This is a genomic window from Cognataquiflexum rubidum, from assembly GCF_022538115.1.
Classification (GTDB): Bacteria; Bacteroidota; Bacteroidia; order Cytophagales; family Cyclobacteriaceae; genus Cognataquiflexum; species Cognataquiflexum rubidum.
Window position 1 is genome coordinate 451,888 of sequence record NZ_JAKZAL010000001.1, and the last position, 24,523, is coordinate 476,410.

A 24,523-nucleotide genomic window follows, 5' to 3' on the forward strand; every position below is an offset into this window, starting at 1 on the left:
CCAATCTTTGCCAAAGTTTTAAACACCTTTTCCAAAGCTTAGAATACCTTTCCCAAAGCTTAGAATACCTTTTCCAAAGTTTTAAACTTTGGAAAAGATTTTAACTTTGGAAGAGATTTTAACTTTGGAAAAGATTTAAACTTCAAAATCCCTTTCCGATGAAATTTCTTTTTGCAACATGCCTGTTCTTATTTTCTTTTCAGGCTTTTTGCCAATCTGAAAAAGAAGAGAAGGAAGCCATCACTGCCACCGTGCAACTGTATTTTGATGGCATGATCCAAAGGGACCGCTCCAAATTAGAAGAGGCTTTCATCCCTGAAGCAAGGTTGATAGGTTACCGAGGGGAAAATTTTACGATTACGACTTTTGAGGATTGGGCAAACGGAACGGCAAAGGGAGAAAAAAGAGATCCCTCAAAGTACAAAAACATCCTTTTGGAAATTGAACTAAAGGGAAATACTGCTTTGGCCAAAACCGAACTTTTCTGGCCGGGGATTTACTATTACGATTTCCTTACATTGATCAAAAAGGATGGCCAATGGAAAATCGTCCATAAGACTTGGTATGAGGAGAAAAGGTAATTTTGGATATTTATTGATACTGGATATTGATGGATACTAGATATTTGTTGATACTGGATATTCAGGATATTGATGGATCCCGAGCTATCGGGATGGATATTATTTGATATTGGTCTAGAACCTTACCTTTTGTAAGGATTTGGTTTCAAATGAATATTTATTAAACAGTAATCCCAAAACTTCTACGCTCCAACAAAAAAGCCTCTAAAAGTGGAATGCTTTTAGAGGCTTTGATTCAAATAAGGATCAGCTTATTTTTTGAGGACTTTGATATGTTCGATTTTTTGTCCCCAAGTGAGTTCGATTACGAAAACACCCTTTGGAACGTTTCTGATCATCTGCGAAATGGCCTCATTCATTTCATTTTCAGAGGTCACGGACACATCTTTGGATATAGCGGTTGGGTGAATTATTCTGAAAGTAATTTCTTCCTGATTGTATTGTGATCTGTCAAGTAAGTTGATCCGTAACTGTTCTCCACTTGTCGGGTTTGGAAATGCCCTCCACACCCCTTTGGTAAATTGAACACCGGGAACTCTAACCGACAAGACTTTACTGAGACTTGATGTGCCATCAAAATCAACCTGATTCAGACGGTAATAAACCGTTCCTCCTGCAATGATCGGGTTCACATCCTCAAACTTATAATCTACAGGGGCATCCGACCAACCCATCCCATCGACATTTCCTATTACGTCCCAACTTTTCAATCCATCTGTCGACCTTTGGACTTCAAAATGGGAGTTTTCTCTTTCCATAGAAGTAGTCCACGTCACCTCGGTTTGTCTTTCTTCCACTCTAAATTCCGCTTTAAGGGAAACATATTCTACAGGTAAAATCCTTGAATTGGCAAAGCCAATAAAAACCATACCCCTAGCTCCATTTCCACCTCGGGCTTCTTCGGCACCGCCTCCACCCCCTGAACCGGGTGCGGTCGCATTTCTGCCAATTCTTTCCAGTATCGGTTCATCATCTTCCCCTTCTCCTCCTGCACCGCCACTACCGCCACTTCCTCCATTTCCTGGGTCACCTTCGCCGCCGCCTCCGCCTCCGGCACTAAAAAAACGGTTGAGTAAAATATCAAAACTTGAAAACGGTAAACCGGCACCACCAATTCCACCATCTTCATCAACCGAATCCTGACCATTGCCTCCGACTCCACCGCCGCCACTACCGGATTCATCCTCGATGGAGTTTCCTCCATTACCTGAACTGTTCATTCCTTGTCCTCCCAAGCTAATGTCATCATCCTCATCATCATCACCATCTGCTCCACCACCTCCTGATCCACCTCTTAGAAATAAAGCGCTAAGGCTACTAGTTGTTGAATTGAACAATGAAGGCCTTCCGTTTCTACCATCACCTGAGTCCTCCTCATCTTCTTCCGAACCTCCACCTCCACCGCCTCCAGCGATAATCTCATATAATCCACCTAAATCAAAAGCGCTATCTCCGCCATCTTGACCTTGTTCATCAACATCTGTAGAACCAGATCCACCACTTCCAACCTGAATCTGAAAGATACTGCCGGCCGGAAGACCACTTACCAACCTTGTTTCTACATCAACACGTGCATGCACAATACCTGCACCGCCGCCACCGCCACCGTTACCAAATCCACCGCCACCGCCACCGCCGACTACCAAAATCTCAAAATCCAAAAGTCCCTCAGGTGCTTCCCACGTACAATTCGCATTAAATTGGATGATGGTAACTCCTGACGATGCTCCATTATCCAATACAGTGAAGCAAGGGCAAGTGTAGGAAATGATTATCTGTCCATTGCCACCATTTCCTCCATTTCTAGTTTGATTGTTTCTTCTCGCGCCTCCACCACCGCCACCAGGTGCCTCCCCATCTTGACCATTAGTATTTCCATTTCCTGTAGTCCCATCTCCACCATCTCCGCCACCAATTAGTGCAGCAGCACCTATATTAGAAGAGGCATTTACTCCATTCCCAAGACTTGAAGCAGAGGATCCACCCCCTCCTGAGAATATTGAACCTGAATTTGATGCGTTACTTCCATTTCCTCCATTATATCTCAATTCACCATAACCTGCTGAGGCTTGCCCCCCCGCAGCTCCATTTAAATTGTTAGTGGTAACTGAGGACCCACCTTTGGCCATAAGGGTTGTATTGGAACCAAACCAAGTATCACCACCCGGAGGAGGTGTATTATTGTTGGAAGTACTTCCTACCCCAACACTGTAATCAAATATTTGTCCAGGTGTAACTGAAAAAACACTTTGTGAATATGCACCTCCGCCACCTCCACCACTTCTGGTATTATTTGAAGATGCTCTCCCACCTTTTCCTCCTCCACCCCATACTTCTACGGTTATGGAAGTCACACCTTCAGGAACGACAAAAGTACCGCTTCCGGAGATTATAGGGTCAATCGGCTCACATTGAGCAAAGGCTTCTGCCGCAAAAAAGAGGGAGTTAACCAAGATTAAAACCGGAACGAGGATACTTGGCAAATAGTAGGGCTTATTCATTATATCTCTGATTGAAATCTGAAAAGAAATTTTCAAATTTGTATTACTGTATTTCAAATACAAATTAACGTATTTAATAAATACCAAAAAAATCTTTGAGGAAGAGGAATAAGTTGATAAAATAAATTATATTATATTTTTAAATTATATAGTTCATATAAATTCATTAAAATTATATTTTATTACAATTTTTTTATTTTTTATTAATATATAAAAAAACAAACATCATTCATTAAATAAATTAAAGGTCTTTATTAGATAATTAAATGACATGAGTGATTTTCGAAAAGGGTTTTATATCCCCCAAAGGAAAAAATAAGTTGGGTTGGCACCGTTTGAATTGCCTAGTAATGGATTCAAAAAAGAAAAATCCGTTTTGACGTTTATAAAATCACTAAAAAATCTCCCGGTTTTTTTCAAAACCCGGGTTTATCTTTTCCTCAAAACCTTAATATGTTCAATTTTTTGGCCCCATCGGAGCTCGACCACAAAAACGCCTTTAGGGATATTCCCTACCATTTGGGCGAGGGCCTCGTTCATTTCATTTTCAGTTTGTACAGTGACTTCCTTAGAAATAGAAGTCGGATGGATGATCCTGAAAGTAATTTTCTCCTGATTGTATTGGGCCGGATCCAGTAGACTTATTCTGAATTGTGAACCATCTGTAGGATTGGGATATGCCCTCCATACGCCTTCGGTAAACTGCACGCCGTCAATCTTCACAGACATCACTTTGCTCAGGGAATATTCCCCATTGAGATCTACCTGCTTCAGTCTATAATAGATATTCCCTCCGATCAGTGGCAGGTTACGGTCGGTATATTCGTATTCGGTAATGCTGTCTTTCCAACCCATTCCCTGTACTTCCCCAACTTTCACAAAATCACTGATACCCCCGACAGACCTTTCGATCTCAAAGCGGCTGTTTTCCCATTCCTTGGAAGTAGCCCAAGAAAGTAAGGCGGCATTGGATTCCTTGGAATATGCTGATTCTATATAGACGTAGTCGACAGGGAGTACGCGGCAATTGACATAATATCCTCCTGATGGACAATTATTTGGGTCAGGACATTCATTTAACCCCCCTTTATTAACACCTGCAGGAGGGGGATCGGTATCGGTTTCATTTCCACAGACAGCAACTTTTGCATTTTCTTTTATAATTAACTTATCGTTCCCCGAGCCATTGATTACAACATTTCCTTCAATGTAAACATTACTATCTCCCCCAAATGTAATTTGACTAGTGCCGGCAATTGTCAAATCTCCATCAATCAATACATCTCCATTCCCAAATACATTCAATTGCTTCCCTGAACCTCCATTAACAGTAAGAGATGCAGTATTAAAATATCCCCAAACATTAATTTCTGAATTATTTCCTGCATATTCTGTATCACCATTAGAAATTAATCTCCCACCATCAAGAACATTAATTTTTGCCCTTTGTCCAAGATCAATGCTTCCAACTTTCATCTCTCCGGTGCCATCCCCAGAAATCTGGACCAGTGTGTTGTTACGCATATCTAAAGCACCAGTAATAACATTAAATTCTCCAGAGTTAATCGTTTGAATATTAAGGGTTGTATTATTTGCCGATGTTCCTTGATTCATCAGAACTGAGCCATCTACATTTAATTGACCACCATTGATAACAACATTGGAGACCGCTTCACCTAGCTGAAACAAATTACCCTGAATGTTAAATTCCCCCCCAAAGTTCACTGTGAAATTGACCCTCGTACCCAAATTAAAAGCGGTGGGTATATCAACTTGATGATTAATTACTATATTAACTGGACAAGCTAAAGTGCCAGACACAGGAGGTACATTGGGGGATGCCGTTGCTGGTGGTGGACATTCAGGTCCAGATTTTAACCAGCAACTTGGGGTACTAAAGTACCCCACAAAATTTGGAGCACAGAGTCCACTCGTTGTATAAGTAACCTGCCCATAAGAATTACCTGCTGCTACAGAGAGCATAACCAACAAAAGGAACGTCTGAAAAAGTTTAGTCATAAAAAAGGGCTTAACACTGTATTTTTTTGTTCTTCAAATATACATTTATGCCTTTTGTTATAATTTAAATACACTTCATTTTTTTAGTAAAAATCAATAATACACCTCTATTCAGGTAAAAAAAACGAAAAGGTGACCCTTTTTTAAGAATCACCCTTTCCTATAGGTGTATTTTTCCCTATTCCATAGGTACTGTCTCTCTATTTAACTCTTCCTATTTCATTACTTTGATATGCTCTATTTTTTGGCTCCAAGCTATTTCCAATACAAAAACCCCTGAAGGAATAGACGGGAAGATCTGTGTCAAGTATTCATTTAAGGCATATTCTGTTTCTACGGTAATTGTTTTTGAAATAAAACTTGGATGGATTATCCTGAAAGCGATAGGTTCACGGTCGTATTGGGATTTATCCAATAAATTGACTTTTAATTGCTGCCCGTTTGTAGGATTGGGATAAGCCCTCCATACCCCTTTTTTAAACTGAACATTGGACACTTTTACGGAGAACACCTTGCTATAGGTATGTTTGCCATCAAAATCCACTTGCTTCAGTCTGTAAAAAATATTGCCGCCTGTCAAGGGAAGGCTTTTATCCTCAAAAGCATATTCCGTGACTGTATCTTTCCAACCCATACCCTGCACTTCTCCTATGACCGCAAAGTCATTGACGCCGTCAATGGATCTTTCGATTTCAAAATGGCTGTTGTTGGCTTCTTTTGCAGTAGCCCAAGTCAGCTTGGCACTTCTTTCAGCAGCAATTATTTTAGCTTCTGTGTAAATTAATTCTACTGGTAATATTTTTGCACCTAAAAGAAAAAAATCAACCCTACATGTGCCTGTAGCATTATCAATGGTAGTTAATTTATAGGTTGCTCCCCCCATCAAAGAATCGATGGTAGACTCTTCTGAATAAAATGCAGGGTCATCCAAAGAAGTCCAAAAGTGAAAATAATCACCTTCTGCGAATTCTAATTCAATGAGTCCGGAGCCAAGGTCTTCATTTGTGGTTTCATCAATGGAAGATTCAACCACTCTTTCACTCAAAATGACATCCTCAGCAGATAAGGCATTTGGAACTTGAGTAGGATTAGTTACTGCAGGTCCGACGACCGCTCCTTGACTTATTGTTAAGGAAGCATTGAAACTACTTCCAACCTCCCTATTCCAAACAGTGGGATTAAAATTAGATGAACTTAAGGAGGTCCCATCAGAGAAGGTGAAATTCCAGGTTGCGTTGTAATCCTGCATAGGATTCCCTCCAAAAAGAGAAGTTAAAATAAAAGAGACGTTGGTTTGTTCTAAATTATCTTCAAAACACTCATATATAGGTTCAAAAGTGTAGGACAAGATGCCAACTTCAATTGGTATAGTATTTTGATTATTTAAACATTGAGCTGCAGGATAACTCTGGCAGTTATAACTGTCCTCCAGATTTTTTGCACCGCTTGTAGTCCAGGAAACCAAGGGCCTCGATAATTCATAAAATTCATTTTGGCACTCAACATCAATATCGGGAATTGGTATAGTGATAACACAAGAACCGGAATTACAAGGATTGATAGAACCCACAAATTCATTGATGTAGGTGGATTCCAAAGGATCCCCGTTTGGATTGTTTCTGTCTTTCTTTAAAATATCAGCAATAATCCTAAAGTTATGTATATCATTTTTTGAATTGGAGGTATACAAAAAGGAGATATAATATGGTCCATTACCTACGCAGATATTATTTGGATTACCGGAAGCATCACTGAAATACACATTTAATATCGAATAGTTTTGTGCATTTCCTTTGCAAATGGTACATGAACCATCTCTTAAATCCGGCTTGTTGGAATCCTGTGCAAAGCTATTATAGCTAATCAAAAGGAATAGGGCGAAAAAAACTGTTTTTAAAAATCTCATTGGGTGATTGATTTTTATAGAGTCCATTTTGTATTTCAAATGTACTTATTTGTATTTAAAAAACAAATAAAAAATAATTTTTTTACATTTTTTTATATATGAAATGCTTTTATATCTATATTAAAAGTATATGATCAATCAAATCATACACGCAAATAATGAAATATTTTGATCTAATCAATAAAGTTTTATATTCTTATTTTATTAATTTTAAGGTATTTATATAAAAAATATGTTTGAAAAATACTTCATTGACAATTCTATTTCTTCTGATAACTTGAAGCCAATAAAAAAATAAAAAATCTGATAGGAATTTTAATAACTAAAACTGGAAAATATTTTTTCTCATTCTTCACACACTTAAGAGATTGCTCTTGTCAAATCTTAATTTAAATTGAAATTTTAGGTTATAGACCTTCTAAAATAGAATGTCTTAATTAATGGGAGATTTAGAAAGAAAATGGAAGCCCGTTATTAATTTTCAAAAAATCATATTAGCTAAATCAGTTCAAGAGAGCGATAAAAAATTTGAATCTCTTCGAAGAAGGTCAAAAACCCTCACCCAATCTATCTCTTCACTATTTTGAGGTATTCTGAATTTCTCAGATGGGTGATTTCTAAAATGTACATGCCGGGATTCGCTTGCCCGATGATTCCGTTTAACCAATCAGTAATTTCGATCAGATTTCCTTGAAAGGAACCCAAAACCTGTCCTGAAACAGCAACAAGCATGGTTTCTATTTTATCCCCTCCTTCCTGATGAGGGCTTAAACTTTCAAGAAAGATTCTTCCTTCTTTGACAGGATTGGGAAAAACCCTCCATGAGTTCCCCATATTCAAAACAGCTGGAAATTTGACAGAAATGGTTTTACTGAAAGAAAATTGCCCATCGAAATCAACCTGCCTTAGCCGATAATAAACCAATCCCCCTGCCAAGGGAAGCTTTTCATCAGTAAAAAAATATCCCGATGGGATATCAGACCAACCTGCTCCATTTACTAAACCTATATTTTCCCAATTTTTGGCATAATCTACCGAGCGCTGGATTTCGAAATGGGAATTGTTCCATTCTTTTCCTGTTTCCCATGTGAGTTGGACTTTTCGGTTTTCCTCTAAAAACTCGGCACTGAAGGAAATAAATTCTACGGGGAGGATTCTAAACGATTGACGTACTATGACAATTCCTAAGGCTCCGTTTCCTCCTGTTGTACCACTTGATGTTGCTCCTCCTCCTGATCCTGTATTTATTCTACCATTTCTTAAAATACCGGCACCATTTGCTGCCCCTCCGATCCCCAAAGAACCACCTGCTCCCTGGGACGTTCCCGGTCCGGTCGCTGTACCACCTCCACCTGCGGCATAAATAATTGGAGATCCAGAAATTGTAAATTCAACTCCAATTCCTCCACGAGCCCCGGTTGAAGCTGAACCATCTGGACCAAATAAACCTTGACTTCCTCCTCCTCCGCCACCGCCTCCAAAATTCCTTCCCGGAGGAGTAGTGTTATTGCCGTTCCCACCACCGTTCCCTTGATTGCCAGAACCACCTCCATTACCTGCCTGAAATGCACCTCCACCTCCTGATCCACCATTATTACCACTCCGAGCCCCCACCCCCGTGGATCCACCACCGCCACCTCCATTTGCCGTATTTGATAGAAACGTTGAGTTCCCTCCATTATTTCCCCGTGTATTTACGTTTGTAGCACCCAAACCGCCTGCACCAACTTCAACTGAAACCGGGGATCCGGGGACCAATGTCAAAGAAGGAATATATAACACTCCACCTGCCCCACCTCCGCCTGCACTTGTCCCTCTTCCACCTCCGCCGCCGCCTGCAACAATCAACACTTCTGCATCATCAAGGATTTCCTGAGTACCGGTATTGTTTGGAATTATCCAGTTTGCATTGCATCTAAAAATATATACCCGCTCCACGATGTCAGCAGAAACCGGGATTTCTACAATTTCTAAACACAAAAATGACGAACAATTATTTGGAGGCCCGTATTCCGGAATATGAAAACAAGTTCCTGAAGGTGTTTTACCTGTTGCTATCGATGATCCAAAGTTCAAAACATTGAAATTGGTACTTGGCCCGTTCAGATTTATCGCACTACTGCCACTGTTGGTAATATTCAAGCTACCTTCCACTAATACAGCTGCATTACCTGACATTGTTATTGGGTAACCATCAATAACCATATTACCAGTCGTCTTAATTGAACCGTCACCGGAAATATTTACTTGATTACCCCCAGAGTTAGTAGAATTAAAAGTATTGGTTAAGAACTCACCTTGTATATTTAGAGCTCCTCCACCTTGAAGCCTGGTTTGATTATTGACTTTAAAAACTGTGTTTGGTCCTACTGTAACAGCTTGTCCTGAACCAACATTTAAAAATGTCAAATTACTTACTTCTACATAGGAAAATGGATTAAGCCCGCTTGTATTGGCTACGTTAAAAACTGCACCTGCCTGCAAGGATAAAGTTCCGTCAGCGGAAAATCTCCCACCATCATTTATTTGGAATAAAAAAGCGGGTGCGCCAACATTATTAACAGAAACATTCCCAGAAAAATTTACATCCCCTCCCGAATTGACCGTAAGCGATGTCATCAATCCACCCCCAAAATTCGCAGTTGCCCCTGTTCTAGTTATTGGGTGATTAATTACAATCCGAATCTCACAGGCAGGAGTATAAACAGGTCCAAGAGGTGGAATATTTGATGGGTTTTGCACTGCACATCCATTTGGATTGGTTTTAATCCAAGTAAGAGGATCATCCCAATTAGTACTAAGACCTGAAGTGGTGTAAGTTTGACCAAAAAGAAAATTTATTGGGGAAATAAATATCAATACGAAAATTAAAATGAAACCAATATTTAAATTGTAGATACTCATTTATTTTAATATTAATTATCTCTATTTTCATATAAAAAATTGAAATAGAAAGGAGGATTAAATTTTTTAAGTTGGGTGAAGAGGAATTCTGGGGATGATTACCCAAAATTACAGATTATTTACTTTCTGGAACATTAAAAAAAATTTATGAACATTTTAATTGACTTTTATCAAATGCTGATTTAGATTATAATGACAAAAAACAAGCTTTTTCCCTTTACAAACTCAAATATTTTAACCCTCTATTTAAATATTTGTCCAATTTGATTTTAAGACATAAGTGTTTTGAAGTATTTAAAAATAAAAAAACCCGGCAGAATTTCCTTCGAAATTCCACCGGGTAATTATCATGTATTCAATTTTTATATTTTCTATTTCAGTTTATTCTCGGTATCGATGAAATCTCCTTTGATCACCACATCCTGACCTTTTTGAACCCTGCCAAAAATCGTCAGGCTATTGGCTTCACCGACAAACTCGATGGTGGCGCCGGAATTTAGATTCAAATCGCCATACATTACCACCGAACCTGAAACTTTTAATACTGCTCCGCTATTGATGGAAAGGGTATTGTTTCTGTTGTATTGTCCAAAAACAAAAGAGCCATTCATCATAAATATTCCCCCGCTGTTTAGATTCAGGCTGTTTTCAATTGCCAAAGAACCGCAGAAAGTAAGTTGTCCACCGATATTTACATTTTTGAGGGACGCTGCACCTGAGTATTCTATCACTTCATTTGAGTTCACATTCAGATTTGCATTTCCTTCATAAGCCGGATAAATGCCACAAACTATTCCGGGATCCAAGGCAAGTTCTTCTTTATCCGTCAAACTCAAAATTTGAAGTCCCTGACTTCCTGAGGCTACGAAAATGTATCCTCTGTGAGACTTGATAAAATTGGAAGACCCATAGATTCCCAAAATTCCGATTTCTTCCAAAACATCATTTTCTACCAATTGGGAAACAGAGATACCCGCTCCTCCATTGGCCATATACACTTTACCATCATCAAAAGAAACAGCATTGGTCACGATGTCTCCTTCGGCTACGCCTTCCGGATTTAACGGGATTTCCAATCTTTGCATCAGCATGCCCGATTCGATGGAATAAACGCCAACACCTTTTCTCCCTTCTGAAGCAAGTAAAAATCCAGGTCCCATGTCCAAAGTTCTTTTGGATTCGGCTATGTCTCTATCAAGATTGATGGTAGAGACGACATTTAGACTGGCCGGGTCCAAGATTGTGATGCCATTAGTACCGCTAAGCGCTCCCAAAACACCATTGCCATACTTGACGGATCTCAGGTCAGCCATCGGGAATTCAGCTTTCATCTCCCCTTTGGTATCAAACAATCCAACCAAGCCATTGCTGCCACTTGCCACCGCAATATTATTCTCGGTAGCTGACACATCCACGCCTGCAAATCCTTCAATATCAAATTTGAAAAAATCCGACGTAAAATTACCGTCAACTACACTGACCATGACCAGCTGTGCCGGGGTTTTGATTCCCTCTTCCCTGTCTATATCAAAAGCGGCGGCGGCATATAATTTCCCTTCTTTGTAAGTAAGGGAGTTGATATCGGCATTCATAAAGATTGCCTGACTGGTGATTTTCGGAAAAAGAGGATCAGTGACATCAAAAATTTCGATTGCTCCCAAAAACTCCGCCCCTTCAGTATTGTAACTGACATAAGCAAAGCCATCAGCAATGTCCACATGGGTTGCCTTGAGTATTTTTCCCTCATATATAGGTGGATTTACTTGGGACACCATGATCAAAGGAACTTTTCCGGCAGGTTCTTCATCTTCCTTCAGCCTGCCGTTGATGACATCTGAGGAAATAATGCCGACTACCCCTGTACCTTCCAGAGACAATCTCGTGCTCAGAGATTCAGCATCTCTATTGATCAAAACCGTAGGATCTGCAACGGGATCATCTCCGCCCGGTTGGCAAGAAATAATGCCAACAATTAAAAATGAAAATAGAAGTATTTTACGCATATGCTGATGGATGAGAAAATTGTTGGATAATATTTTAGCATTCAGTTTTTGGGGTTTTGCAAAACCAATTTGGATGCAAAAGGAAACATGGGCATCAATCTCTTTTGATAAGTTTTTTGACCAGGATTTTTTCTTCATTATAAATATAGACGAGGTACAAACCTGCGCTAAGGTCCTTTACATCAAATTCCAATTTATCTGCATTGATCAATTTAGGTTGGAGAGGAATCTTAGTCCCTTGGCTGTCAACCAGAACAACTTCCAGTTTATCCACTTTTTTGGTTTGGATAAACAACTGGTCTGCGACAGGATTGGGATACAGATGAATTTCCCAATCAGGAATAAAATCCACTTTGATGACACTTGTGTATTCCTCCTTGCCATCAAAATCAAGCTGCCTCAGCCTGTAGTAATTTGGCCCGACCATTGGACTGTTATCCCAACCCAGGTAATAAACAGGTTTTTCGCTGTTCCCTTCACCCTTCACTTGTGATATCTCAGTCCATGATCTACCGTCCTTGGAGCGCTGTATGATAAACTTCTCATTATCTTTTTCCTGGGCGGTCCCCCATTCTAGCCTTATTCTTTCCTCAATTGACTTTCCTCTAAAATAGAGCCATTGAACCGGTAAAATCCTAAAGGACCCTTGGACTTCTGTATTGTAAGATCCTGCCCAAGTATTGATCGTAATGTTATTACTAAATCCATTATCACCTGTGGCCCACCATTTGTGATCCGGACCTAAGACCCCTATGGTATTGACCATCAGTGACTGTGGACTATCGCTAGGAGTCAATCCCGTCCTAGAGATCAAAGAGTCATCCCAAAAGATGCTGTTATTTCCCGGTGTCCCGGGTCTGACATTGCTGACCCTCATACCTAGACTTTGCTCCAAATCAAAAATCGGAAAATGGACAGGGAAAAAGATTACTGTGGCCACTACCTCCACATCGCTGTCAGCAGGGACCACGTTTCCATCAGCATCTTCCCCATTCCAGTAAATCTGATAAGTTCCCGGAGCGTCGTATTTTTCGGAAATGAGCAGGTCAGTCCCTGCATCATAGGTCATGTTTCCATTGAGATCTATCAATACGTCCACCACGGCAGGCAAGCTAATTGTCAGGTTGACTGTCGCCTCTCCTCCTATGTCCGGTGGCAATTTTGGTTCATAGTCGATAATGAGACTTGCAGAAGGAGGTGCTGTTGATTTCCAGATTGAAATATCAGGCTCACTGACAAATAATGGATATTGAAAATTAGAGGAAGTCCCGGACCTGGATTTCCTGTTTTCCTCAAAAGTGAGGTCATTTCTCGGTCCATCTTTGTTGGCAAAAAAGTTTGTCCAACCCCCACTGGATCCACCAAAATTGATGTATTTGACAAAATAATCATCCCCTGAGGCCGTAAAAGTATTGTCTACAGGAACATAAAACCCGAAATTATTATGGAAGGAAAAATTATCGGCGGAAGATTTGGTAAGCATCAGAGCGGTCGTACTCGGATCTGGCCGTGAATTGGCTATACTCCAGAATCTTGAATAAACACGGCCTGTACGCTCTGTAAAGGCCCCCGAAGATCCTGACGCTACCGAAATATCCCAAAAATTGATATTAAATCCATCTGTGATATGGCCGTTTGAAGTATTTGAAATCTCCACCCAAAAGGCCCTTGCGGCACCGGTATTGTTTTCAAATGAAAAAGCCGAGTACCCTGAACCGGTAATTTGGGAAGGTCCATTCAATGCACTTGAAGCTGAACCGGGTCTTCCTTGTGTCTCTCCACTGCTGCTCGGATTATAGTCTCGGCTTGAAATCATCGTCCTTGCGGTGCCTGAGGTTCCTGTAGGAAAAAACCCTGTGGAATTGGCGTCATAAAACCATCTTACCCTTATGTTTCCGGTGGTTCCTACCCTTCTAAATCCCCAAAATACTGTTTCACCAGCTTTGACATAGACATACAGCCTGTGGCCACTATTGTATCCGGACACATTGGAAGGCAAAAGCATATATCCTCTATTGCCGAATCCCCCCGAACCGGTATTACTAGGATACCAGAGAAAACTTTGTCTGTTGCTTTCTGTTCCCCAATTCCCGGATCCTTCTCCGAAGGATAAGTTGGAAATGAAGAGAAAAGCCAAAACAATCCATGTCCTATTGAAACCAATTGATTTCAAAAAACAGAAAGTCCAATTATCTATAAAAATCAATTTCATTCTGAGTTATTCTAAGTAGTTGGGTGGCAGAAAGGCAAAACTTACGGCAATGCCCTCTAAAAAACGTATTGAAATAAATCAAACCTGATTAATTAAAAAAATTGTTAGTTTACAAAACAAAAATTCTGCTGTAAAATCCATTTTTTGAGCAAAAAAAATACCCTTATCCATTAAGAATAAGGGTATTCCCCAATATATGCTTGTTGAAGCTTAACTGTTCATACTGATCAGAAACTCTATATTATCTCTGGTTCCCTTCATTCTTTGGAGAAGGAATTCCATAGCTTCCTGGGAGGTCATGTCAGACATTAATTTTCTCAAAATCCATACACGCTGCATTTCTTCTTTGTCCATCAGAAGTTCCTCTCTTCTCGTACCTGAACCGGTCACGTCGATGGCAGGATAAATCCTTCTATTGGAAAGTTTTCTATCCAAAGCCAATTCCATGTTGCCTGTTCCTTTGAATTCCTCAAAGATTACTTCATCCATTTTTGAACCTGTCTCCACCAAAGCAGTAGCGATAATGGTCAAAGATCCCCCGTTTTCAACATTTCTGGCGGCACCAAAGAATCTCTTCGGCTTGTGTAGCGCGTTGGCATCCACACCACCCGATAGAATTTTACCTGAACTTGGCACGACAGTATTGTACGCCCTTGCAAGTCTGGTGATAGAATCCAAGAGGATAACTACGTCATGACCGCACTCTACCATTCTTTTTGCTTTTTCCAACACAATGGAAGCCACTTTTACGTGTCTTTCTGCTTGCTCGTCAAAAGTAGAAGAGATGACTTCGGCTTTTACAGACCTGGCCATGTCTGTCACTTCTTCAGGTCTTTCGTCTATCAAAAGAATCATCAAGTGAACTTCAGGATGATTTTCGGAGATCGCATTTGCAATTTGTTGCAAAAGCATGGTCTTACCCGTTTTTGGCTGGGCAACGATCATACCCCTTTGCCCTTTACCTATCGGTGCAAACAAATCCAAAACTCTGGTAGAGTAATTGTCATGTTTGGTGGTAAGTCTGAGTCTTTCTTCGGGAAAAAGTGGTGTGAGGTATTCGAAAGGAACCCTGTCACGGATTTCTTCAGAGGTTTTTCCGTTGACGGTAATGACTTTTAGAAGCGCAAAATATTTTTCTCCTTCTTTTGGAGGTCTGATAGATCCTTTGATATGATCACCGGTTTTAAGACCAAAAAGCTTGATTTGAGAGGGGGATACGTAAATATCATCAGGGGAAGCCAAGTAGTTATAGTCCAATGAGCGGAGGAAACCATAGCTTTCGGGCATGATTTCCAAAACACCTTCATTTTCAATGATTCCTTCAAATTCCTTGACACTTACATAAGGTTTTCTTTTTGTCTGGAATACCTCAGCTGAAGGAATGTGGACTTCCTCAATATCTCTGAAATTCTTTCTTTTTGGAATTTCTGCCTCAGCATCGAAAGGTGCAGAAGATTTCTCTGAAGCCGAATTAAAAGTGACCGGCTCAGGATCGTCGACTACTTTTCTTCTTGGTCTGATAAACTTTGGCTTCTCTTCCTCAGGATTGAAAATAGGAAGTGGCAACTTTTCCTTGGGCTTTTCCTGCTCAATAACTACCGCTTTTTCGTGCTTTACTACCGGCTCAGGTTTTTTGAAAGGCTTCTCTTCCTGCCTTTTAATAGGCCTCTCTTCAGTTTTTTTGGCAGGTCTATCCTCATTTCTTGGATTAGGCTTATGCTCATTTCTTTTGATGGGCTTTGCCTCTACTTCCACCGGGATTTCTTCCTTTGGTATGGCAGTGACATTCTCTCTTCTGAATTTGGACTTATTTTCCTGGGCGATCGGTTGGGGTGATTCAGGAAATTCTTTTGATTCAGGTTTGGGTTTTACCTCGACTGCTTCAGTTTCAACTACTGTAGGCCTTTTTTTGGGTAATGCTTTTTCGTCGATGATGGCTTGCTGATCCAGGATGGCATAGACAAGTTCGTCTTTCTTAAGCGTTTTAAAGTTTTTTACGCCCATTTCTTCAGCAATTTCCTTCAATTCAGAAAGTAGCCTGATTTTTAATTCTTCTATGTTATACATAAAAAGCTTATGGAATTATAAATAAGATGTGTGAATGTGTGATGATGTAATTTGAGTATTTCTGAACTGAATGAAAAAGGGATTCAGAATAGGTAAAATCCAAGGGGGGGAGGACTTTGCGATACTATGACCTTGCAATATTAAGGTTTCAATAATTAAATAACAAATATTTCATAAGAGATGGCAATTTATTTTAAGACATCATTTGGCGAAGGACCTTTACTGATTTCCAATCATAGGCCAAATCAAGGTGATTTCCATAGAAAAGCAAGAAATGGTCCAACATATTCCTTCTGATTTTGGAAGGGGAAGTATCGGTACAAAGAAAAGATTGGGCGATTACGGATTTAAGATAGTCCTTTTCTTCTTCCATTACGTCTGGCCCTTGGGGATATTGCTTCAATTCGGTAAAGAATGATTCGGAATCCTCAGGAGCAAAGCCTAAATATTTTGAGCTTTCCCACAAAAAGACCAAAGGAAAATGTACCAAAACAGTTTCTTTTTCATCCAATAACCTGATGGCGGAATCCAAAAAATCAAAAAACTCCTCATTTTGGTATCCTTCAAAAACAGATTTGCCCATGACTTCAGCCATAAACATGGCGATCCCTGACCTGAGAAAATCGAATGGGACAAGTTGGAAAGGCATAATCAGTTTTGCTTCAGAAATCCTGTTGAGGTTACCGCCTTCTTTATCGTAAATCACCAAGTCCAACAACGTCAAAGGCTGATAAAAGGCCATTTTGCTTTTGGCAGATTTTGACCTTGCACCATTGATGATATAGGATTTCAATCCAAACTCCCTCGTAAAAATGCGGACAATGATGGATGTCTCGCTATACTTGATATAGGACAAAACAATTCCTTTTGTTTTCTTCAGTCTCACGAGTCAACAAAATTACTGTCCACATGCTCCCGTTTCAGATTCTCCAATAAAAACCCCGAATAAATACTAAAAGTAAGTTTATTGATTGTTTCCGCTTTCATCATCACATTTTCTCAAGAAAGCATTTTCTACACCTGGCTTCGTAAGCTTCTTTTTCACCAAGGACAACCTTCTCTTTGGTCTCAACGAGTCTGTATGAATAAGATGCCAAATCCCCGCATTTCATGCAGATAGCATGGACTTTGGTCACGTATTCGGCGATGGCCAACAACTGTGGCATGGGTTCAAAGGGATTGCCTTCAAAATCCATATCTAGTCCGGCAAGAATTACCCGCTTGCCCGCATTGGCTAAAACATTTGCGACATGGACGATCCTGCTGTCAAAAAACTGCACCTCGTCAATGCCCACTACATCACAATCCCCTGCAAGCAGGATGATATCATCTGCAAAATTTACCGGCGTGGACCTGATGGCGTTGTCATTATGGGATACAACGTCCGTTTCATGATATCGCTTGTCAATAGAGGGTTTGAATATCTCTACTTTTTGTTTTGCGATGTATGCTCTGTTAAGCCTTCTGATCAGTTCTTCGGTTTTTCCGGAAAACATAGAACCACAAATGACCTCAATGTGTCCTTTCCTTTCGGGGTTTCTGGATTTGCCTATGGTACTTTCTATAAACATGGGGCGCTATTCACTGTAGTCCATATGGGGAAACTTGTTTTCATCTGCTACACGGACGTGGATTTCTCCTTCCATCAATATTGCCTGGCAAGATAACCTTTCATGGCTTGCCAACCTGCCTATTCCTTTGAAAAATTCTTCTCTCTCGGTGAGCGGGGAGAGGTTTGTCATCCCTTCCAAGACTATGATTTTGCAGGTGGTACATCTTCCTTTTTTTCCGCAGGCATGCATCCAGTCAATGCGGTTTTCATGGATTAAATCAATAACTTTGCGGTCTCCAAAAGGGGATTTTATCTCTTTGTGGAATAAATTCTGAATTATAATTTTCAGCATGGTTTGTGCTTAATTCATAAAAAAATCCGATAAATCTATATGTCTGCTAAGTTAAACAGCAATTACGTAGAAAACTACGCCAAGGAATTCAGTAAAAAAGTTTGTGAAGGATACTTTCCCACTAAAAAGTATATGACGGGGCAGGAAATCATCACGCTAACACCAAGTATCCAAGTCAATTTTTTCATTATCAAAACCCTCTTCGAAGCTTGGCAGGAGGAATTGGAAAAACTCAAGAGCAATCCTTTTTTTGATTACAGGGACAAGGCAGTATATGAATCGCTCAGGGAATTTATGAATGTCCTTTCACGCACCATCAAAATAGAGCGGGTCCATTTCGAACCGTTACTCGTCAAGGCAGTGAAAGATTCAATTTTCCTGGCAGTAAGCCCTTTGGATTTTTACAAAGAAGAATTTGGGAAAGTAAAAGGAAATGAAATCAACCAATACCTCAAAGAGAATAAAAAATATATCAAGTGGCATGTCAATCTGATTACCAACCTGATCGATAAAGCAGGGCTATCTTATACACATGATGCCTACGAAGAGGCATTGAAAACCAACTTTTGGAATCAAAAAGAAAAAATAGAGTCCTACAAAATCCTGCTTAACAGCATGGGACAGGTTGTTTTCCTGGACTTTGACCAGATTTCAGAGATAGACCATGTGCCTGTCAAGGTTGCCCCAAAATCTGAACCCATTCCTCTGGAAAAAATAAACGAAAGTTCTTTCTTTGATACTTTGGAGGATGCCAAATCCTCAGAATTTGAAAGCATAGTCAATCCTGAAATTGAGGACGGCAGTTGGCAAGAAGAAGAACATGTGCTTGAAAATATACCTGTTCAAAAACTGTTCAAAACCATCCGTCCTGATCAGGGAATCGATCCAGCCAAAGTTTGGGCAAGATTTGAATCAGAGGAATATTCGATCATGAAAGGCAGTATCAAGGAACTCTCAGAAAGTGTCGGACTTAACCAACGGTTTATGTTCACAAAAGACCTTTTTGATGGAAATCCTGATCTCCTGAAACATGCCTTAAAATCTATAGATGAATGCAGCAGTTTTGTGGAAGCAGTTCATCTTTTAAATGAAAGGTATGTGGGAGAATTAGGTTGGGACAAAGAATCTGCAGCCGTGGACGAATTTCTTCAACTGATATTTAGGAAATTTGACGTCCGCGGGTGAAAAACATTTCCGAAGTCATAAAATTCTGAATCCATAAAAATAACTGCAAATCAAACCCAATAATTCATCCTTTAGATCAGGTTTAAAATCAGAACAAGGGGTTTTTTTGCCCGCATAATTTATTGGTTAATAAAATTTTAATCTCAAAATGTAGTTTTGATATTTATATTTATTAATATTCAATTTAAATGGACAAAAAATTGACTTTTTTAGAGCAATTTAAATAGTAAAATGACTGGTTATTTTAAACTAAAGCGCATAGTATTAGAGGAATTGAAAAATGGCCTCCCCAAAAACCTAACCTATCACGATGTTAGTCATGTGTTGGACGTTTTGGACGTATGCAACCAATATATCAAAAGGAAAAAAATCAAAGGAACTGATGCCTACCTACTCAGAATCGGGGCATTGGTCCATGACATGGGATTTTTAACCACTACCCAAAACCACGAAGAGGTCGGAGCGGAAATGGCCCAAAAAATCATGGAATCTCTAAAAATGGATCCCAAGCATATTGAAATTGTCCGGGGCTTGATAATGGCCACCAAAATCCCACAAAACCCCAAAACTGAATTGCAGAAGATAATATGTGATTCAGACCTGGATTATCTCGGACGTAAAGATTATGTGGAAATCAGTAGCAAACTGTATCAGGAATTAAAATTCACACAGGTCATCAAGACACGGGAAGATTGGGTGGAATTACAGATCAAATTTTTGAAAAGCCATTCCTTCCATACTGATTTTGCCCGGAAAAACAGGGAACCCAAAAAACAGATTTGGCTTCAAAACATAATTAAAAACGAGAATTATTAACCAATCCTGCTCAATAACTGAATCCTGTGGGAATCAAGCTTGATAAATATAAACAGCAGGATTGTGAAAGACCAAAGCGATGAACCTCCATAGCTGAAGAAAGGCAAAGGGATCCCCACAACCGGAAACAATCCGATAGTCATCGCAATATTGATCATAAAGTGGAAAAGGAGAATGGAAATTACACAGTATCCATATATCCGCGAAAACCTATTTTTTTGACGCTCTGCCAACATTACCAACCGGATCAGCAAGCCACTAAATAGCACAATCACCACAAGACTACCCATCCATCCGAATTCTTCGCCGAGCGTGCAAAAAATAAAATCCGTATGTTGTTCCGGCACAAAATCAAACTTCGTCTGAGTCCCTTCCAAATATCCTTTCCCAAAAAATCCTCCTGAGCCAATTGCAATTTTTGATTGAGTTACATTCCATCCAACCCCGAGAGGATCAATATTTGGATTGAACAAAACCATTACCCTGTTCTGCTGATGTTCGGGAAGTTTTGATACCACATAGTCTATACTATAAGAATACCCTACAATCAATATACCGATTCCTACCAATCCTATTATCCTTGGAATTTTCTTTTTCCCAATCAAAATCAGGAACAAGATGATCACTCCTACTGCAATAGCGAGGTATAAATTGTTGTCTATTCCCAATGACAATAATGTAACGGCAACAAACGACAAGCCAAAAACATAATACCACTGTGGCATTCCTTCCCTATATAGCATTACAAAAAAAGCTGAATACACCATCGCTGTCCCTGTATCAGGCTGCAACATGATAAAAGCCACAGGGAGCAATATGATGACAAGGGCCTGAACTTGGTATTTTATCTGCGAAAGGTCAAACATGGGCCTTTCCATAAATTTTGCTAGGGCAAGGGCGGTAGCAAACTTGGCAAATTCCGCAGGCTGGAGCCTGAAAGATCCGATTTCAAACCAAGCCCTTTGGCCATTGATTTCCTTGCCAAAAAAAGGGGTAATCAACAAAAAACCCAGAAACAAAATATAAAGGGGCAAAGCCAGGTTTTCGAAAAGCCTGTAATCTGCCACCATGATGACTGTGATCAAAAGGATTGCAGTTCCTATCCAAACAAGTTGTTTTCCCGAATTGATAGAAAAGTCAAAGATGCTTTTTACGGATTGATCGTCATAGACAGCCGCATAGATATTGATCCACCCTATTATTACCAAAACGGAATAAATAGCTATGGAAATCCAGTCTATTTTGTTGATGTATAGGTCGTCTTGTCTCACATTACATAAATTTCCCTACCAAGACATATTCCTCCAAAGCAAGCCTTTTCACTTCTCTTCTGATATACATTTCGATCATTAGACTTGCGGTACTTGCTGCTGCCCTACCACCCCAACCTGCGTTTTCGACATAGACAGCAATGGCTATCTGCGGATTTTCTTTTGGCGCAAAAGCGATAAATACAGAATGGTCTTCACCTTGCGGGTTTTGGGCGGTTCCTGTTTTCCCTGCAATGGTGATGTCCGGAATAGCCGCTCTTGCTGCTGTCCCGTAGATAGCCTCTGCCATGGCATCTTGGATCAGATCAAAATGATGGGCATCTACGCCTACATCTTTTCTAGTTCGGAATTCCTCCGGGATTTTATTTGGATCCCCATCAATGGCCTTGATCATGTGCGGAGGATAATAATATCCTTTGTTTGCAAATATGGCGGCTAGGTTTGCCATCTGCAAAGGTGTGACGAGCATTTCTCCCTGTCCGATGGAGAGTGAATAGATGGTGGAATACTTCCATCTTCCTTCGCCATAAATCCTGTCGTATAAAACCGAAGATGGAATCGAGCCTCCTTTTTCATTTTTTAAATCTATACCCAAAGATGAGCCCAATCCAAATTTCAAAACAGATTCTCTCCAGGCATTTAGTCCCAATTCAGTGTCTTTGAAGGTATTGGATGAAACTTCCCTGTTGATCATAGCACGGTAGGCCTGATGGTAATACGGGTTGCAGGAATTACGTATTGCCCCAAATAGATTGACGGGACTGGGGTGGTTATGGCATGCAACCAAAGATCGGTTACAACTGTAAGTCGTATTCGGTGTCAAAACACCCATCTGTAAACCGACCAAAGATTGGACAATCTTAAATATAGATCCCGGAGGATACATCGCCATGATCGGCCTGTTGAACAACGGTTTGCTTTCGTCCCTATTCAGATCCATGTAATTGTTCCCAAAAAGAGCTCCTGTCAATAAATTCGGATCATAGGTAGGGGCAGAAATCATGGCAAGAACCTCACCTGTCTTTGGTTCAATGGCTACTACAGAGCCTCTTTTACCTGCCATCAATTTTTCACCGTATTCCTGCAACTCCAGGTCTATGGTCGAGATAAGATTTTTTCCTGCTACAGAGGCAGTGTCAAATTCACCGTCTTTAAAAGACCCCTTGTCAACACCTCTTACATTGACGAGTTTGTACTTCACCCCTTTTACTCCACGAAGGTCGTTTTCATAGAATCCTTCAATGCCACTTAGTCCAACATAATCTCCTTGCCTGTAATATTTAGAGGAATCTCTCTCAAGCTGTTTAGAACTTATCTCCCCAATATAACCCAACGCATTGGAAGCACTTGCTTGGGGATAGGATCTAACCGATCTTGTCATGACAAACAATCCGGGATAATCGATGAGAAAATCCTGGATCCTGGCAAAATCAGTTGTAGAAATCTGTTTGATCAAAGGGGAAGGTTTGACTGAAGAATATTTCCTTGCAGCTGTATAAGTCTCCACTAGGTATTCTTTACTGATTTTGAAAATCTCACAAAACCTTGTGGTATCGCCAACCTGAAATTCTCTTGGAATAACCATGAGGTCAAAAATGGGGTAATTGTACACCAATATCTTTCCTGTCCTGTCGTAGACAAGTCCACGGTAAGGGTGATCGACCACCCTTTGAATTGCATTACTTTCCGCCTTCTTTAAAAAACTGTCATCGACAACCTGGATCAAAAATAATTTGGTCAGGAGCACAACCCCAATAATGATGATGACTATAATAATTGTAATCGGCCTTTGCTCGTTCATTAAATCCCTCTCCTTCTCCTGTACAACAACAGTTGAACAATAATACTCATTACTAGCACAAAAATAACACTAGCAATTATTTTTTGAAGAGATGTGAAGAATAAATCTGTTCCTAAACTTTCAATATAGAAAAACAAGGTGTGGTGAATCAATACAAGCGGGATGCTATAGGAAAGAAACCAGCCAAATCCCATATTAAGAAGACTAGGCTGAAGATCATCATCATACCCTCCAGGAGGCACCAATACCAAAAGCCAACGGTGCCTGATAAAGCCTATGACAAGTAAGGCAGCCGTATGGATTCCTAAGGTATCATAAAACAAATCGACACCCATTCCGAGAAAAAAACTGATCAGCAAAGTGGGAATTGTCTTTAGATCAATAGGTAGGAGAACGATGTAAGTGACATACAAAAAACAAAAAGCTGAACCAAAAAGCACCAGATTTTTGAGCACCAATACCTGAAACACCAGATAAAGGAATCCGGTAACCAAAATGGAAATTACCCTTATACTATTCATTGCTTATTCCGGTTGATTGGTATAAGGAATCAAGTTCCGGCTGTTGGAAACTTTCCACCAGATAGACATATGATATTTTTGAAAAATCGGTATCCAGTTTCAATGTAATGTCAAGGTAGTTGGTGTCTGCGCCTGGCTTCACCTCAATAACTGTACCTATGGAAATTCCTTCCGGAAAGATAGAATTATATCCCGATGTCACCACCTGATCGCCAATGGCGACAACAACATGCCTGGGTACATACATCAGTTTTGCCTGCTCTGGATTTAATCCATCCCATTTGGTTGACCCAAATACATCATTTGACTTGATCTTTGAGGATACCAATAGGTCTGTGTGAAGCAATGAAATGATCGTTGAAAAATTGCGGCTGACACTTTTTACCCTTCCCACTACTCCCTGTTCGTTGATGACTCCCATTCCGGATTTGACACCATGGTTAGCCCCTTTGTTGATAGTCAGGTGATTTTGCGCAAGCCTCAGGGAATTGTTGATGACTTTTGCTCCTCTAAACTGCATGGTAGCCAGCATTGCACTGTCCAGCGGAATAAAAATAGAATCGGCCGGCTTCCGAAGTGCTTCTAATTCAGTGAGAAGTTGGGCGTTTTTTTCCATCAGGTTTTTATTGACTGATGATAGCGAAAAATACTCTACAACATTACTCTGAGTCTGAAAGACAGAACCACTCAATTCATTTGAACTATTAAAAAACGCAGAGCCTTGCTGAGAATTATTAGAAACAATCAACGATATCGCAACTGCCTCCAACAATACAAACAACAAAAATGCCCTTATCCGATATAAAAAGAGGAATATCCGTTGCATCCAACT

Annotated in this window: 17 protein-coding genes; 3 read left to right on the forward strand and 14 right to left on the reverse strand. The window is 40.1% G+C overall.

Features of this window, described 5'->3' with window-relative positions; all coding sequences use genetic code 11:
• Positions 1–158: 158 nt before the first annotated feature.
• A complete protein-coding gene (locus MMU05_RS01980; protein ID WP_241139980.1) occupies positions 159–581 on the forward strand; it encodes a nuclear transport factor 2 family protein in 423 nt (140 codons plus the stop codon).
• A gap of 251 nt (positions 582–832) precedes the next feature.
• Here the strand turns inward: MMU05_RS01980 and MMU05_RS01985 are convergent, their stop codons facing one another.
• The 10 genes from MMU05_RS01985 to MMU05_RS02030 form a co-directional block, all read right to left on the reverse strand.
• The gene (locus tag MMU05_RS01985) at positions 833–3,082 is read right to left on the reverse strand and encodes a glycine-rich domain-containing protein (protein ID WP_241140066.1); all 2,250 of its coding nucleotides are present in this window, start codon (positions 3,080–3,082) and stop codon (positions 833–835) included.
• 429 nt (positions 3,083–3,511) lie between these two features.
• Positions 3,512–4,606, reverse strand: coding sequence for a hypothetical protein (locus MMU05_RS01990; RefSeq protein WP_241139981.1), 1,095 nt, complete (start codon positions 4,604–4,606; stop codon positions 3,512–3,514).
• Between the two features lie 709 nt (positions 4,607–5,315).
• Complete coding sequence (locus MMU05_RS01995; protein WP_241139982.1) at positions 5,316–7,007, reverse strand: hypothetical protein; 1,692 nt, start codon at positions 7,005–7,007, stop codon at positions 5,316–5,318.
• Positions 7,008–7,574: 567 nt separating this feature from the next.
• Positions 7,575–9,749 (reverse strand): T9SS type A sorting domain-containing protein, encoded by a 2,175-nt coding sequence (locus tag MMU05_RS02000; RefSeq protein WP_241140067.1) that lies wholly within the window; start codon positions 9,747–9,749, stop codon positions 7,575–7,577.
• A 533-nt stretch (positions 9,750–10,282) separates the two neighbouring features.
• Positions 10,283–11,914: an LVIVD repeat-containing protein gene (locus MMU05_RS02005; protein ID WP_241139983.1), complete on the reverse strand. Its 1,632-nt coding sequence runs from the start codon at positions 11,912–11,914 to the stop codon at positions 10,283–10,285.
• A 94-nt stretch (positions 11,915–12,008) separates the two neighbouring features.
• A complete protein-coding gene (locus tag MMU05_RS02010) occupies positions 12,009–14,126 on the reverse strand; it encodes a T9SS type A sorting domain-containing protein (RefSeq protein ID WP_241139984.1) in 2,118 nt (705 codons plus the stop codon).
• A 210-nt stretch (positions 14,127–14,336) separates the two neighbouring features.
• Positions 14,337–16,193, reverse strand: a complete 1,857-nt coding sequence (rho, locus tag MMU05_RS02015; RefSeq protein ID WP_241139985.1) for a transcription termination factor Rho — start codon at positions 16,191–16,193, stop codon at positions 14,337–14,339.
• Positions 16,194–16,386: 193 nt separating this feature from the next.
• The gene (gene recO, locus MMU05_RS02020; RefSeq protein WP_241139986.1) at positions 16,387–17,079 is read right to left on the reverse strand and encodes a DNA repair protein RecO; all 693 of its coding nucleotides are present in this window, start codon (positions 17,077–17,079) and stop codon (positions 16,387–16,389) included.
• Between the two features lie 103 nt (positions 17,080–17,182).
• Complete coding sequence (locus MMU05_RS02025) at positions 17,183–17,764, reverse strand: thymidine kinase (protein ID WP_241139987.1); 582 nt, start codon at positions 17,762–17,764, stop codon at positions 17,183–17,185.
• Between the two features lie 6 nt (positions 17,765–17,770).
• Complete coding sequence (locus MMU05_RS02030) at positions 17,771–18,097, reverse strand: 2Fe-2S iron-sulfur cluster-binding protein (RefSeq protein ID WP_241139988.1); 327 nt, start codon at positions 18,095–18,097, stop codon at positions 17,771–17,773.
• Between the two features lie 39 nt (positions 18,098–18,136).
• On the opposite strand from MMU05_RS02030, the gene MMU05_RS02035 reads away from it, so the two are divergent.
• Entirely contained in the window at positions 18,137–19,282 is a 1,146-nt protein-coding gene (locus MMU05_RS02035) for a hypothetical protein (RefSeq protein ID WP_241139989.1), read from the forward strand.
• Between the two features lie 231 nt (positions 19,283–19,513).
• The gene (locus MMU05_RS02040; RefSeq protein ID WP_241139990.1) at positions 19,514–20,098 is read left to right on the forward strand and encodes an HD domain-containing protein; all 585 of its coding nucleotides are present in this window, start codon (positions 19,514–19,516) and stop codon (positions 20,096–20,098) included.
• Here the strand turns inward: MMU05_RS02040 and rodA are convergent.
• Genes rodA through mreC form a run of 4 tightly spaced genes read right to left on the reverse strand, consistent with a single transcriptional unit; the run spans position 20,095 to position 24,517 of the window.
• Positions 20,095–21,369, reverse strand: a complete 1,275-nt coding sequence (gene rodA / locus MMU05_RS02045) for a rod shape-determining protein RodA (RefSeq protein WP_241139991.1) — start codon at positions 21,367–21,369, stop codon at positions 20,095–20,097. The genes MMU05_RS02040 and rodA overlap by 4 nt on opposite strands.
• A gap of 1 nt (position 21,370) precedes the next feature.
• Entirely contained in the window at positions 21,371–23,170 is a 1,800-nt protein-coding gene (gene mrdA, locus MMU05_RS02050) for a penicillin-binding protein 2 (protein ID WP_241139992.1), read from the reverse strand.
• Positions 23,170–23,691, reverse strand: coding sequence for a rod shape-determining protein MreD (locus tag MMU05_RS02055; RefSeq protein ID WP_241139993.1), 522 nt, complete (start codon positions 23,689–23,691; stop codon positions 23,170–23,172). Before MMU05_RS02055 ends, mrdA begins: the two co-directional genes overlap by 1 nt.
• The gene (gene mreC / locus MMU05_RS02060; protein ID WP_241139994.1) at positions 23,684–24,517 is read right to left on the reverse strand and encodes a rod shape-determining protein MreC; all 834 of its coding nucleotides are present in this window, start codon (positions 24,515–24,517) and stop codon (positions 23,684–23,686) included. The genes MMU05_RS02055 and mreC overlap by 8 nt, the downstream gene beginning before the upstream one ends.
• Positions 24,518–24,523: the final 6 nt, after the last annotated feature.

Coding starts and splice junctions, on each gene's coding strand:
- MMU05_RS01980 (WP_241139980.1), top strand. CDS start 159: ATGAAATTTCTTTTTGCAACATGCCTGTTCTTATTTTCTTTTCAGGCT.
- MMU05_RS01985 (WP_241140066.1), bottom strand. CDS start 3,082: ATGAATAAGCCCTACTATTTGCCAAGTATCCTCGTTCCGGTTTTAATC.
- MMU05_RS01990 (WP_241139981.1), bottom strand. CDS start 4,606: ATGCGTAACAACACACTGGTCCAGATTTCTGGGGATGGCACCGGAGAG.
- MMU05_RS01995 (WP_241139982.1), bottom strand. CDS start 7,007: ATGAGATTTTTAAAAACAGTTTTTTTCGCCCTATTCCTTTTGATTAGC.
- MMU05_RS02005 (WP_241139983.1), bottom strand. CDS start 11,914: ATGCGTAAAATACTTCTATTTTCATTTTTAATTGTTGGCATTATTTCT.
- MMU05_RS02010 (WP_241139984.1), bottom strand. CDS start 14,126: ATGAAATTGATTTTTATAGATAATTGGACTTTCTGTTTTTTGAAATCA.
- rho (WP_241139985.1), bottom strand. CDS start 16,193: ATGTATAACATAGAAGAATTAAAAATCAGGCTACTTTCTGAATTGAAG.
- MMU05_RS02025 (WP_241139987.1), bottom strand. CDS start 17,764: ATGTTTATAGAAAGTACCATAGGCAAATCCAGAAACCCCGAAAGGAAA.
- MMU05_RS02030 (WP_241139988.1), bottom strand. CDS start 18,097: ATGCTGAAAATTATAATTCAGAATTTATTCCACAAAGAGATAAAATCC.
- MMU05_RS02035 (WP_241139989.1), top strand. CDS start 18,137: ATGTCTGCTAAGTTAAACAGCAATTACGTAGAAAACTACGCCAAGGAA.
- MMU05_RS02040 (WP_241139990.1), top strand. CDS start 19,514: ATGACTGGTTATTTTAAACTAAAGCGCATAGTATTAGAGGAATTGAAA.
- mrdA (WP_241139992.1), bottom strand. CDS start 23,170: ATGAACGAGCAAAGGCCGATTACAATTATTATAGTCATCATCATTATT.
- MMU05_RS02055 (WP_241139993.1), bottom strand. CDS start 23,691: ATGAATAGTATAAGGGTAATTTCCATTTTGGTTACCGGATTCCTTTAT.
- mreC (WP_241139994.1), bottom strand. CDS start 24,517: ATGCAACGGATATTCCTCTTTTTATATCGGATAAGGGCATTTTTGTTG.